This is a genomic window from Nostoc foliaceum FACHB-393 (assembly GCF_014698505.1).
GTDB classification, from domain to species: domain Bacteria; phylum Cyanobacteriota; class Cyanobacteriia; order Cyanobacteriales; family Nostocaceae; genus Nostoc; species Nostoc foliaceum_A.
In genome coordinates, this window is the sequence record NZ_JACJTD010000012.1 from 1 (window position 1) to 13,255 (window position 13,255).

General features: G+C 46.5%; 9 protein-coding genes and 1 pseudogene. 9 read left to right on the top strand and 1 reads right to left on the bottom strand.

Features of this window, described 5'->3' with window-relative positions:
* Positions 1 to 222: 222 nt before the first annotated feature.
* The 8 genes and pseudogenes from H6G92_RS12170 (at position 223) to H6G92_RS40260 (ending at position 11,420) form a co-directional block, all read left to right on the top strand.
* Positions 223 to 573, top strand: a complete 351-nt coding sequence (locus tag H6G92_RS12170; RefSeq protein WP_190893949.1) for a transposase — start codon at positions 223 to 225, stop codon at positions 571 to 573.
* A complete protein-coding gene (locus tag H6G92_RS12175; RefSeq protein WP_199344796.1) occupies positions 536 to 1,045 on the top strand; it encodes a transposase in 510 nt (169 codons plus the stop codon). The genes H6G92_RS12170 and H6G92_RS12175 overlap by 38 nt, the downstream gene beginning before the upstream one ends.
* Positions 1,046 to 1,124: 79 nt before the next feature.
* Complete coding sequence (locus tag H6G92_RS12180) at positions 1,125 to 1,994, top strand: acyl-CoA dehydrogenase family protein (protein ID WP_190893951.1); 870 nt, start codon at positions 1,125 to 1,127, stop codon at positions 1,992 to 1,994.
* A 306-nt stretch (positions 1,995 to 2,300) separates the two neighbouring features.
* Complete coding sequence (locus tag H6G92_RS12185; protein ID WP_190893952.1) at positions 2,301 to 9,386, top strand: PAS domain S-box protein; 7,086 nt, start codon at positions 2,301 to 2,303, stop codon at positions 9,384 to 9,386.
* Positions 9,387 to 9,398: 12 nt separating this feature from the next.
* On the top strand, positions 9,399 to 10,028 hold the full coding sequence (locus tag H6G92_RS12190; protein ID WP_190893953.1) for a response regulator: 630 nt from the start codon (positions 9,399 to 9,401) through the stop codon (positions 10,026 to 10,028).
* A gap of 238 nt (positions 10,029 to 10,266) precedes the next feature.
* A complete protein-coding gene (locus tag H6G92_RS12195) occupies positions 10,267 to 10,944 on the top strand; it encodes an isochorismatase family protein (RefSeq protein WP_190893954.1) in 678 nt (225 codons plus the stop codon).
* A gap of 194 nt (positions 10,945 to 11,138) precedes the next feature.
* Positions 11,139 to 11,240, top strand: a pseudogene (locus H6G92_RS12200) (LuxR C-terminal-related transcriptional regulator); the annotation flags it as partial.
* 48 nt (positions 11,241 to 11,288) lie between these two features.
* Complete coding sequence (locus tag H6G92_RS40260; RefSeq protein ID WP_277875596.1) at positions 11,289 to 11,420, top strand: hypothetical protein; 132 nt, start codon at positions 11,289 to 11,291, stop codon at positions 11,418 to 11,420.
* Between the two features lie 15 nt (positions 11,421 to 11,435).
* On the opposite strand, the gene H6G92_RS12205 is transcribed toward H6G92_RS40260, so the two are convergent.
* A complete protein-coding gene (locus H6G92_RS12205; protein ID WP_190893955.1) occupies positions 11,436 to 12,356 on the bottom strand; it encodes an AraC family transcriptional regulator in 921 nt (306 codons plus the stop codon).
* 155 nt (positions 12,357 to 12,511) lie between these two features.
* Here H6G92_RS12205 and H6G92_RS12210 point away from each other — a divergent pair, with 155 nt between their 5' ends.
* Positions 12,512 to 13,246 (top strand): SDR family oxidoreductase, encoded by a 735-nt coding sequence (locus H6G92_RS12210; protein ID WP_190893956.1) that lies wholly within the window; start codon positions 12,512 to 12,514, stop codon positions 13,244 to 13,246.
* The last annotated feature ends 9 nt before the right edge of the window (positions 13,247 to 13,255 follow it).

A 13,255-nucleotide genomic window follows, 5' to 3' on the forward strand; every position in this document is an offset into this window, starting at 1 on the left:
AGCGGTCAAATGCTTGGATGGAAAGATGCAAAATCCTCGTCAAGAACTTTGAGAGAACTTTAGCGAATGCGACTGCCAAGGTTAATCTTTGTTTTATTCGGTTGATGGTTAAGAGGCTTGCTGCACCCTCTTAGATGTCAAATGGGTTCTCTAGAATGAACCTATCCCACTAATACCAGATTGTGGTAATCTATTTTTGACTTGAGTTGGGTATATTCGTTGATGGCTGGACGTTTTGAGGGCTTGAGCGACCTGGAATGGAAGTTATTTGAAGATATATTTCCTAAGCAGGCATCTAAGCGTGGTAAAGGAATGCCTCATGCACCATATCGTCATGTTTTAAATAGCCTGTTGTACATCCTGATTACTGGATGTAGATGGTGTGATATACCGCGTGGGGACATCTGGGCATCGAAAAGCTCATCCCACCGATGGTTGAAAAAATGGCGTTGTGATGGGACATTTGAACATTTACAAGGACGTATTCTAGCGATCGCAGATGAAAAAGGACTGATAAATTGGGAGTTTGGCGCGGTTGACGGGTCTTTTTCCCCCTGGGAAAGGAGGGGGTGAAGAGGTTGCCTATGGTGGCAAAGGCAAAGGTATTCTAATTCACACCCTGACTGAGGGTAATGGTATGCCTTTAGCTAACGCTACTACTCCCGCTAACGGTAATGAGAGAGAACAAGTTTTACCTCTGCTGGACAAGATAAAACTCAAAACTTTGAGGCGGGGCAGACCACGTAAGCGAATTAAGGTGCTGGCGGCGGACAAGGGTTACGACTCGAAACAAAAACGCGCTGACCTACGCTTTCCAAGTATTCGTCCTCAAATCCCCAAACGAGTCTGGAAAACCAAGAAAAATAAAGGAAGACCCATCAAAATCTCCGTAACGAGATTTCAGCAGGAACGGTGTTTTGCTTGGTATCAACGCAAATATCGTCGTCTGGTTGTTAGATGGGAACGTCAAAAGATTTATTTTGACGCATTTATTGACCTAGCTACCATCCACATCTGGATTAACAAAATATTATTAGTGGGATAGATTCGGCAATCACACCACGATTGTCAGCTCACTCTCAACCAGCAATCCAACACAAGTAGAACAACTCTACTTAGATACAGTGCAGCACAACTGGTTTTGGGCAAATGCAGCCAATGCCCTTGATCCAAGATTGGTGGCAACTCCGATTAAGCATGGCTGGCAGTTCGATGGTATTAAGCGATTTGCCACTGGAGCAAGCTTATCAGACAGGATGATTGTCAGTGCCTTAAGTGCTGATTCTAAACAGCCCGTAATTGCAGTTTTTCCTAGCGATCGCCCCGGCATTCGCTTTAATGAAGATTGGGACAACATGGGGCAACGTCAAACTGACTCAGGTAGCGTCACGTTTGAGCAAGTTTTGGTGACACCAGATGAAATTCTAACTTCTATTTATCCAAGTGACAGCCCGATCGCCAGCCTACTCAATATCTTCAAGCAACTCAACCAGGTCAACATTTATCTAGGCATTGTTCAAGGTGCGTTTACAACTGCACGAGAATATACTACAACTAGAACTCGCCCTTGGATTACATCAGGGGTAGAACAGGCGATTCTAGACCCTTACATTCTGCATCATTACGGTGAATTTTGGATGGAGTTAGAAGCCGCAAGCTTGCTTACGGATCGAGCAGCCCAAGTATTGCAAGCCGCCAGTGAAAAGGGCATTAATCTAACAGCCCAACAAAGAGGAGAAGCGGCGATGCCTGCGGCGAGCTTCGCTAACGCTGTTTACACGGCAAAAGCATTCGTCACCAAAATTGGTTTAGCAATTACAACGCAAATGTTTGATGTGATGGGTGCAAGCGCCACAGCACGGAGTTATGACTTTGATCGCTACTGGCGAAACCTCCGTACAGCAACGCTCCACGATCCTGTGGACTACAAAATTCGGGAAGTCGGCAACTGGGCATTGACAGGCACAATGCCAACTATCACACCTTACTCTTGATGAAATGATCTTTGCTTCTCTGTATAACGAGCGCTGTTTGCGATGAACTTTATCGTACATTCAAGGGTTTCAGACCCCTTCGTCTACACGTAGCAGATTTTCAGTGGGGGTTTAAATCCCCACTGAAAATGTCTTTAATGAGCGAATGTGTGAATTTTGAATTGTTAAAACTTTTTTTACCCTTGATAAATTGTTTAATTCCCCCCTTCTTCCCTATCTTGATAAAATTTCAGAAGATGAAAAATGTGATAGCTGGATTGCTGTATAGTTTGAGGTATGCCAGATTATAGTCTTGAGAGTTACCCTATGATTGCTCTACCTGGTATTAACATCCAAGACAATATCTACGAAAGTTCTAATTCTCTAGTGTACCGGGGCATCAGAGACGATGGAGTAGGGATCGTAGTAAAAATACTTAAGCAAGATTATCCCTCACCTCAAGAACTAACCCGCTACAGACAGGAATATAAAATTACCCGTTCCCTGAATCTGGAAGGAGTTGTCAAGGCATACAGCCAGCAGGACTATCAACGCACTCTGGTGATTATCTTAGAAGATTTTGGGGGAGAGTCCCTAGAGCAATGGATGCACAAGCGCCCAGATATCTTCTGCCCCATGCCTTTATCCACTTTTCTAGGTCTTGCGATCGCCCTCACCGACATTTTAGGCAGAATTCATGCAGCCAATGTCATTCATAAAGATATCAACCCTGGAAACATAGTCTTTAATCTAGATACTGGCGTTGTCAAAATTATTGACTTTGGGATTGCGACCCAATTTAACCGCACCAATCCGACGTTCAAAAGTCCCCATGTGTTAGAAGGCACGCTTGCCTATCTGTCGCCAGAGCAAACCGGGCGGATGAACCGGATGCTCGACTATCGCACCGATTTCTACTCGCTAGGCGTAACCTTTTACGAACTGTTAACTGGACAGCTACCGTTCCCCACTCAAGACATCCTGGAGCTAGTTCATTGCCATATTGCCAAACCGCCGATTCCTGTGCATGAATTGAACGCCACGATTCCCAAACCCATTTCAGGCATAATTTTGAAGTTGATGGCGAAAAATGCGGAGGATCGCTATCAAAGTGCCTGGGGCATCAAAGCGGATCTAGAACGCTGCGCCGGGAAACTGGCAGAAATGGGTCAAATCAACGCCATGTCGTTGGGACTGCAAGATGTTTCAGAACAGTTTTGCATTCCTCAGAAACTGTATGGACGAGAAGCCCAGACTAAAGCATTATTGGCGGCGTTTGACAGAGTGGTTAGAAAAGAGAGGTTTGGCGAAATTTGTCAACTAGAGTCAGGCATAGAAAATGCTCAATTCAATGTCGAACTTATGCTCGTTGCTGGTTACGCTGGCGTTGGCAAAACAGCATTGGTGCAAGAACTCTATAAACCCATCACAGCAAAGCACGGCTATTTCATATCGGGTAAATTTGACCAATTCAGGCGCAATATTCCTTACAGCGCCATTGTGGATGCCCTGCAAAAGTTGGTGCAGCAACTTCTGGGGGAACCGGATGAGCAAGTGCAACAGTGGCGATCGCGCCTGCTCACTGCTTTGGGAAGCAACGGACAAATTATCGTAGATGTCATTCCTGAAGTTGAATTAATTATTGGCAAACAGCCACCCGTACCCGAAGTTGGAGCAACGGAAGCTCAAAATCGCTTTAATCTCACGTTTCAAAGGTTTGTGCGGGTGTTTTGTGCAAAAGAGCATCCCCTGGTCGTCTTTTTAGACGATCTACAGTGGATCGATTCTGCGACGTTGAAGTTAATTGAACTCATATTACTTGACGAGCAAACTCAATCTCTGTTTTTGATCGGAGCCTATCGAGATCATGAAGTGTCTCCAACGCATTCATTAATTTTGATGCTGGAGAGCTTGCGAAACCAGGGGGCAGCGCTTCAAGAAATTACCCTGACTCCTTTAACGCCCGAACCGTTGACTCAACTGGTGGCTGAGACATTACATCGCAATCCTGATACCGTTCGTTCTTTAGCCCAAGTCGTGTTGCGTAAAACCGAGGGCAACCCTTTCTTTGTTGGTGAATTTTTGAAGCTGCTGCATAGCGAAAACCTGTTGACCTTTGATGCCCAACAGTTGAGTTGGCAGTGGAACCTAGCTGAGATTGAAGCTCAAGATATCACTGCTAATGTGGTGGAGTTGCTGCTGCGTCAATTGCAAAAATTACCGGAAGCAACACAGCAAGTTCTCTCCATCGCTGCTTGTGTTGGGTCTGAGTTTGATTTAGAAACGTTAGCGATCGTTTGCGAAAAATCACCGAAAGCAATTTTCCAGGATCTATTAGAAGCAATACAAGCGGGATTAATTCAACCTCTGTCTGAATTGGACGAAGATTTGTTAGTTCAAGAGTATAAGTTTCTGCACGATCGCGTTCAGCAAGCGGCTTATGCTTTGATTGATGATTCGCAGAAACATGTTGTTCATCTTCAAATCGGTCGCAATTTACTCGAAAAAACTTCACCAGAGCAACGATCCGATCGGTTGTTTGAAATCATCGATCATCTCAATCAAGGACTTAAGCTAGTCACTGCTCGATCAGAACGAACTGAAATTGCCAGATTGAATTTAATGGCAGGTCAGAAAGCAAAGGCAGCAACGGCTTATGAAGCAGCTTTTAAATATTTCAATACAGGGCTTAAACTCCTCAATTCAGAGAGTTGGCTCAGTGAGTATGATCTCACCTTAGTGCTGTACTCAGAAGCAGCAGAAGCGGCGTATCTCCAGGGTTGCTTTGATGAGATGGAACAGTTGGTAGAAGTGGTACTCGCTCGTGCCAAAACAGTGGTTGACAAAGTGCAGGCTTACGATAGCAGAATTCAAGGATATTCGTCACAGGGCAACCTGAAAGAAACACTAAAAACTGGGTTGGAAGCGTTAAAGCTCTTGGGAATAGATTTAATAGAAAATCCAAGTCGGGCAGATATTCAAAGGGAATTGGAGTCAACGGCTGCACTACTCGCCCAACGAGAAATCGAAGACTTGAGTAATTTACCAGAGATGACTGCACCAGAACCACTGGCAGCTATAACAATCCTATCGAATATGGGGTCTGCTGCATTTATAACGTTACCAGCACTGTGGATACTGATTATATGCAGAACGGTAAATTTATCAATCAACTACGGTAATACTATCTGGTCACCGCTGTATTATGCCTGCTATGGGTTTGTTCTATGTGGAGTTGTTCAAGACATTGAACTCGGCTATAAATTTGGTCAATTGGCTCTTACCTCGGCAGAACGATTGAATACCAAAAAAGGCAAGGCTAGAGCATTACAGGTATTTAGTGAGCATGTTATGCAATGGAAAGTACATCTTAAGGAGCCGATACCACTGCTGGTTGAGGCTTATCAGGAAGGAGTGGAAACCGGAGACTTTGAAATCGCTGGTTATGCTGCATATTACGTATGCCATAACTCATTTTTTGCTGGAGAGGAACTTACTCAACTGGAACAAAAAACAGTAATTTACAGCAAAGCGATCGATCAAATTAGACGAGAAAGTCCCTCGAATTGGCTGACAATATTGCGGCAGACTATTCTTAATTTGTTAGATAGGTCTCTTAATCCCAGTCGCTTAGTTGGTCGGGTGTGTAATGAAGAGGAGGCGTTATCACACGCTATTGCAGTTAAAGATGAAACTGCAATTCAAATACTCTATTTGCACAAAGTCATGTTGTGTTATCTATTTGAAGAACACCATCAAGCTGAACAGACTGCTATTTTGGCAAGGCAACATTTTGAAGAGGTGTCAGCAATAACGGTTCTACCTATATTCTGTTTCTATCATTCTCTAGCGCTTTTGAGCCTATCGCTCGATGCTTCAAACTCCCAAAGAGCAGCTTGGCTAAACTGTGTTAACACCAACCAAGAAAAGATGCAGAAATGGGCAGAACACGCCCCAATGAATTATCTACATAAATTTTATCTAGTCGAGGCAGAGAAAGCACGAGTCTTAGGGCAATTTCTTGAGGCTGAGGAGTTTTATGAACGGGCGATCGCAGATGCTACTGAGCATGAGTTTATCCAGGAAGAAGCACTCGCGTATGAATTAGCGGCTAAACATTATCTAGCGCGAGGTCGGGAGAAGATTGCTCAAACCTACATGAAAGAGGCGCACTATTGCTACGATCGCTGGGGCGCGACCGCTAAAGTTAAAGACTTAGAAAACCGCTATCCACAGTTCTTTTCTCAGTCGTCTAGAGCCGCTTCCACATCAATTCCTATTACTGCTGAAACTATCTCTAATCCCTTCCATACTGCTTTCGATTTAGCAGCAGTGATGAAAGCTTCACAGGCGATTTCTCGTGAAATTGAACTGAAGCAATTGCTGCGATCGCTGATGCAAACTTTAATTGAGAATGCTGGCGCACAAACCGGATATCTGATTTTAGAAAACTCAGGAGAATGGTCGATTGAAGCGGCTTGTGAACTCAATGCCGATGAGAATGCTTGTGCGACTCAGGTGTTACAGTCTATTTCAATTGCCGATCAATTGCCAGAATCAATCATTCAATATGTGATTCGGACTCTGAAGCCTGTCATCTTAAATGATGCGACTCGTGAAGGTGCTTTCATTAATGAGCCATACATTCAACAGAACCAGCCTCAATCTATTTTCTGTTTGCCGCTGCTGAATCAAGCCAAACTGGTCGGTGTATTGTATTTAGAAAATCGGTTAGCAGCTGGAGTATTTACACCAGAGCGATCGCAGGTCTTGCAGCTATTATCGACTCAAGCAGCGATCGCCATCGAAAATGCCAACCTTTACTCAGAACTACAGGCTAAGGAAAGCAAGATCACCCAGTTCCTCGAAGCGATTCCGGTGGGAATTGCGATCGTGGATGCGACGGGTTGCCCTTACTATACCAACCAATGCGGCAATCAACTCACGGGCAAAGAAACTGATACTTCCATAGCACCGGAGCAGATATCAGAGGCTTATCAGCTTTATGTAGCGGGAACGGATCAAATCTATCCAGCAGAGAACTTGCCTACTGTGCGGGCATTAAGGGGCGAACGCATCAGGACTGAAGATATAGAAATTCGTCGAGATCATGTCACAATTCTAATTGAGGCACGGGGAACACCAGTTTTTGATCAACAGGGCAATATCACTTATGCGATCGCTACCTTTCAGGACATTACAGAGCGCAAACAAGCCGAGAAACTCCTGGCTGACTACAACTGCACTTTAGAGCAACAGGTTGCAGAACGAACTGCTGCGTTACGACAAAGTGAAGCCAATTACCGTAACCTGATTCAAACTGCGAATTCAATCATCCTTCGCACGGATAGGCAAGGACGAATTCGATACATGAATGACTATGGGCTAAGTTTTTTTGGCTATGAGGAAGATCAGATTTTAGGGCGTACCCTACTGGAAACAATCGTTCCAGAAACCGAAACATCTGGACGTAATCTCAAGCAGTTTGTTCACAATCTGTTTCACAATCTTGAAGCTTCCTTGCCTCAAGCTTACTTGCAAACCGAGAATGAAAACCTCTGTCGAGACGGTAGACGGGTTTGGATTGCCTGGTCGAATCAAGTCATCTTCAATGACCAGGGAGAGGTCGTTGAAATCTTATCGGTGGGCAATGACACCACCCAGCGTAGACAAGCAGAAGAGGCATTACAACGCAGTGAAGCTAAGTTCCGCAATATTTTTGAAAACTCACAGGTTGGCATCTTCCGCACCCGCCTCTCGGATGGATTACTTCTCGATGCCAATCAACGCTATGCCAATCTGCTTGGCTTTGATTCATCAGAGGAGATGATTGGGCTTGAACTCGCCACAGACTACTATGTAAATCCCAGCGATCGCCAACAATTCCTTGAGGTGCTGAAGCGGGATCGGGAAGTGCGAAGCTATGAAGCACAGGGGCGAAAACGAGATGGGACAGTGTTTTGGGGACTTTTCTCTGCTTATCTGAATGCAGACGATGACTACATTGAAGGGGTGATTGCGGATATTAGCGATCGCAAGCAAGCAGAAGCCGCTCTACAAACGAGTGAAGAACGACTACGCTTAGCATTAACCGCTTCAAATCAAGGACTCTACGATTTCGATTTAAAGACTGAAGAAAGAATTGTTAACCCGGAATACGCTTTAATGCTGGGCTACGATCCAGCAACATTCCACGAAACCATTCCTGAATGGATTGCTCGTTTGCATCCTGATGACAGAGAATCAGTTGTCGCAACCTACCGTGCTTGTATTACTGGAGAAATCCCCAACTTTCAAGTAGAGTATCGCCTTCGTACCCAGGATGGTCAGTGGAAATGGATTCGTTCTGTCGGCAAAATTGTTACCTGGAATGAATCCGGTGAACCCATCCGAGCGTTGGGAGTTGTTACGGATATCAATGATCGCAAGCAAGCAGAAGCAGCATTGCAAGCCTCTGAAGCAGAACTGCGGGCGCTCTTTTCAGCCATTCCCGATCCATTATTTGTACTGACTGCTGAAGGGCGATTCCTTGAAATCATCGTACAGGAGCCAAATCTGCTATGGCAACCCATTGAGGAGATGATTGGTAAAACCATGCATCAACTCGGAAAGGAACAAGCCGATGAATTTCTAAGTTATATTCAGCAGGTGCTGAGAACCCAACAAACCCTCACAGTCGAGTACAGTGCGTTTCTAAGTGGACGAGAAGCCTGGTTTTCGGCTCGCATTGCACCAATCGACCACGATCGGGTGATTTGGCTAGCGCGAGATATTACGGCGCTGAAGCAAGCAGAAGAAGCCTCAATTTTAGAGGAGCGCAACCGCATGGCACGCGAAATTCACGATACACTCGCTCAGGCGTTTACAGGCATTCTGGCTCAGGTGGGAGCGGCAAAACAGGTGCTAACAGATGATGTAGAAGCAACTCAGGCACACCTGGATCTGATCAAAGAATTGGCACGAACTGGATTGACTGAAGCGCGGCGATCGGTCGTGGCACTCCGTCCCCAGCTTTTGGAGGAGGGCAGTCTACAGAGCGCTCTACATCGTCTCATCGCTCAAATCAGAACTGCCGCAATGGATGTCACTCTATATTATGAGATTGAGGGTGCAGTGTATTCTCTACCCACTGAAGTCGAGAATAACTTACTACGAATTGGGCAGGAAGCATTAACTAATGCGATTAGATACGCCAATGCTGATGAAATCCGAGTGCAGCTAGTGTATGATCGCGATCGATTCTGCTTGCGCGTGAGAGACAATGGGCAGGGCTTTGGAGTTGGGAGTATTTCAGCCTCTGAGGGTTTTGGCTTACTCGGCATGAGCGAACGGGCAGAACGCATCGGCGCACAACTCACGATTAGGAGTCAACCTGGACAAGGAACAGAAATTATTGTCACCGTCAACCCTTGAGTGAGCATTACAATGAGCCAAGCTACGACCATTCGGGTTCTGATTGCGGACGATCACGCCATTTTTCGGCAAGGATTAGCCACGATTATTAACCGTGACCCAGATATGCAGGTGATTGCACAAGCCGAAAATGGTGAACAAGCGATCGCCGCCTTTCGGGAACACCAACCAGATGTAACGCTAATGGATCTGCGAATGCCTGAAGTAGAGGGGGTCGCCGCCATCGGTGCAATTTGTGCTACTGCTAAATCTGCTCGGATTATTGTACTGACCACGTATGATAGTGACGAAGATATTTATCGGGGATTGCAGGCAGGCGCAAAAGGATATCTGTTGAAAGAAACTGAACCTGACGAGCTTCTGAATGCGATTCGCACCGTTCATCGGGGTCAGAAGTATATTCCGCCCGATGTGGGAGCAAAGTTAGTACAGCGCCTCAGCAATCCAGAACTGAGTGAACGAGAACTAGAAGTACTCGGCTCACTGGCGCAGGGGATGAGTAACGCTGAGATTGCGGTTGCTTTGAGCATCGGTGAAGGTACTGTTAAATCCCATGTCAATCGGATTTTGAATAAGTTGGATGTCAGCGATCGCACCCAAGCGGTGATTGTTGCCGTTAAACGCGGCATTGTCTGCTTGTAGAACTTTTGATCGAATTGGGATTCTAACTTAAGTTATAGCTAGCCTTCTACTTTGCGATGGCACGGTTACTCTATCAATTTGTACTGTAAAAATTTTAACTTGGTATAGACGACAGCTTGAAGGCGATCTCCTATATTGAACTTATTCCGAAAGAAGCTGAGTACTAGAACTCGAGACGCCCCAGATAGCTAGGAAAAAATGACATTGACTGAATTTGAATGAAAAAGGAGACAAACCCATGAGCAACACCATCGACACAATGATCGATCCCAACGACGCCGTGCTGCTGCTGATTGATCATCAGAGCGGACTCTTCCAACTTGTGCGTGACATCGAACTCCCAGTCCTCCGCTCCAATGTCACGGCACTCGCCAAGATTTCCCAACTCGCCAAGATTCCGACCTTCACGACTGCTTCGGTGCCCGATGGTCCCAATGGTCCCCTGATTCCCGAAATCCACCAGCACAATCCTGAGGCGGTTTACATTCCGCGCACAGGACAGATTAACGCCTGGGATAACCCAGCTTGGGTAGATGCTATCGAGAAGACCGGGCGAAAGACTCTCCTCATCGCCGGAACTCTCACCAGTGTGTGCATGGCGTTTCCGACCCTGAGCGCACTGGCCGCTGGTTACAAGGTCTTCACGATCATTGACGCTTCCGGCAACTGGAGCCAGATGGCGATCGACCTCACTCTGGCCCGCGTCGTCCAGGCGGGAGCCATGCCCATCGACACTTACGCAGTAATCGGCGAACTCATGAACACGTGGAACCGTCCGGACGCAATGGAGTTTGCCACTGTCATGGTTGACCTCATGCCGATTTACCGCGCCCTGATGGAGAGCTATGACAAAGCTCAATCCGTGCAACGAGATGGACTAGAGACCAAGCTCGATCGGCAAATGGTACCTGTGTAAAAGCACCTAATTGCAACGCGCACGCACAAAATAAAAAAAGGGCAGGTGAGGAGTTGGTTATCAGTTCCTCGCCCCACATTTCCGATAAGAGTATCCGTAACGCCCCAACAAGCAGGCTAATCGGGTCGAGGCAGGTGTTTCTCCTGCCCCTCTTACACCCCACCCATCATGCGGAGCAGCAATGGGCGGCTCATACTGTTAAATTTCATGTCAATCGAATTTTGAATAAGTTGGATGTAAGCGATCGCACTCAAGCTGTGATTGTTGCCGTTAAGCGCGGCATTGTAAGTTTGTAGGGTGTACTTGCAATTGATTCCCAACAGCCTCAGAATTTCACTGATCTGATGAACCGCGAAGCGCAACGAGTCGCCAGTCCAGGGACTAAATTTGTTGCAGTTACTGCTCCCTTCGGGCCCAAATACATTGGCACTCGCACCACCCTTGCCATCGCTAGCCATGCTGTGGTCGATGGATAACTAGCCAATCTTCGCTCAAGCTGTCCGTAACCGTTCAATGTCTCGAATGGGCGGCGCACCGAACAGGCGCGAATATTCCCGGCTAAACTGTGACGGACTTTCATACCCCACCTGGTAGGCAGTAGAGGTCGCATCGAAATCCTCAGCGAGCATTAGACGACGCGCTTCTAACAGTCTTAACTGCTTCTGATACTGAAGCGGACTCATCGAAGTAACTTGCTTGAAATGCTGATGCAACGACGAAGTAGACATGCCGATCTGACTCGCTAAATCCTCGATCCGCATCGGCTGGGTAAAATTAGATTTAATTTGTTGAATCGCTAAGGCAATTCGCTGCATATTACTGCCGGATGTGGCAATTTGACGCACGGCTTCCCCTTGTTCACCCATCAGGAGATGGTAATAGAGTTCACGAATCATCAACGGTGCCAGCATGGAGATGTGTTGCGGAGTGTCCAAGAGCTTGATGAGGCGAAGGGTACACTCCATCAAGGCTGGATCGACGTTGCTAACCGATACACCTCGAACAGAGTTTTCTTTCTTTGCCGAACTGGTACCCATTTGGGCAACCATCTCACACAATTGCATCAAGTCTAAGTTCAGCTTCAGCCCTAAATACGGCTTGTCAGGTGTCGCCTCAGTTACAAAGCCACTCAGCGGTAAATCAACGGAAACGACGAGATACTTCATTGCACCATACTGATACATCTCCTCACCCAGAAATGCTTTTTTCTGACCTTGAACGACGATCGCCAGAATTGGTTCGTACACGCTATGAGGTGCATTAGATACTGTATCTGAGCGTGTAAAGTCTAATTGCTCAATCGCCGTGGGTTGAATTATGTTGCCACTAGATTGGGTATGCCGCATGATCCGTGTGGCAATTTCCTGGCGGTGATCCGCGATTACGTCAGGATGAGAGACTACGACTGTCATAGCAGAGACTCGACTAACTCAATACCTCACACTTGACCATTATAGAATCTCTGCAAACGATCGCTCTGGAGAATCAGGCAATCATCGGATAGGTTCAGGCATTTCAAGAACAGCTTTTCAAACCTATGCTGAACACAATAGAGAGGAAAACAACGATGTTAAACATTGAGAACAAAGTCATTGCGATCACTGGAGCCAGTAGCGGGATTGGCGAAGCCACAGCTAAGTTACTCGCTCGAAACGGTGCAAAGGTGCTTTTGGGCGCACGGCGCACCGAAAAGCTCGAAAAAATTGTTGAGGAGATCCACACCTCAGGTGGTACAGCAGAATTCAAAGCCGTAGATGTCACCGATCGAGAAGATGTGAAAGCGTTCATTGGGTTTGCGAAAGACAAGTTCGATCGCGTCGATGTCATCTTTAACAACGCAGGCGTGATGCCTCTATCCCCGATGAATGCTTTGAAGGTCGAGGAATGGGACAACATGATTAACGTGAATATCAACGGGGTGTTAAATGGCATTGCAGCAGCTTTGCCGATTATGGAAGCGCAAGGTAACGGACAAATCATCAATACTGCGTCGATTGGTGCCCGTGTGGTAGTACCCACTAGCGCAGTTTACAGCGCTACCAAGTACGCAGTTTGGGCAATCTCCGAAGGACTGCGGCAGGAGTCGAAAATGATTCGCGTCACCGTCATCTCTCCCGGTGTGGTTGAAACCGAACTCGGCTCTGATATCACGGACGAGCCAACAAAAGGCTTCTTGAAAGACCTTCGCAAAGATGCACTCAACCCAGATACGATCGCCAGCGCTGTCCTGTATGCCGTATCCCAGCCGGATGATGTCGATGTCAACGAAGTGATTGTTCGACCGATCCGTCAGATGATGTAGGCAACAGCT

Bases quoted from the DNA above. Each gene is read 5' to 3' on its own strand.
- H6G92_RS12170 (WP_190893949.1), top strand. From the start codon at position 223: ATGGCTGGACGTTTTGAGGGCTTGAGCGACCTGGAATGGAAGTTATTT.
- H6G92_RS12185 (WP_190893952.1), top strand. From the start codon at position 2,301: ATGATTGCTCTACCTGGTATTAACATCCAAGACAATATCTACGAAAGT.
- H6G92_RS12190 (WP_190893953.1), top strand. From the start codon at position 9,399: ATGAGCCAAGCTACGACCATTCGGGTTCTGATTGCGGACGATCACGCC.
- H6G92_RS12195 (WP_190893954.1), top strand. From the start codon at position 10,267: ATGAGCAACACCATCGACACAATGATCGATCCCAACGACGCCGTGCTG.
- H6G92_RS40260 (WP_277875596.1), top strand. From the start codon at position 11,289: ATGAACCGCGAAGCGCAACGAGTCGCCAGTCCAGGGACTAAATTTGTT.
- H6G92_RS12205 (WP_190893955.1), bottom strand. From the start codon at position 12,356: ATGACAGTCGTAGTCTCTCATCCTGACGTAATCGCGGATCACCGCCAG.
- H6G92_RS12210 (WP_190893956.1), top strand. From the start codon at position 12,512: ATGTTAAACATTGAGAACAAAGTCATTGCGATCACTGGAGCCAGTAGC.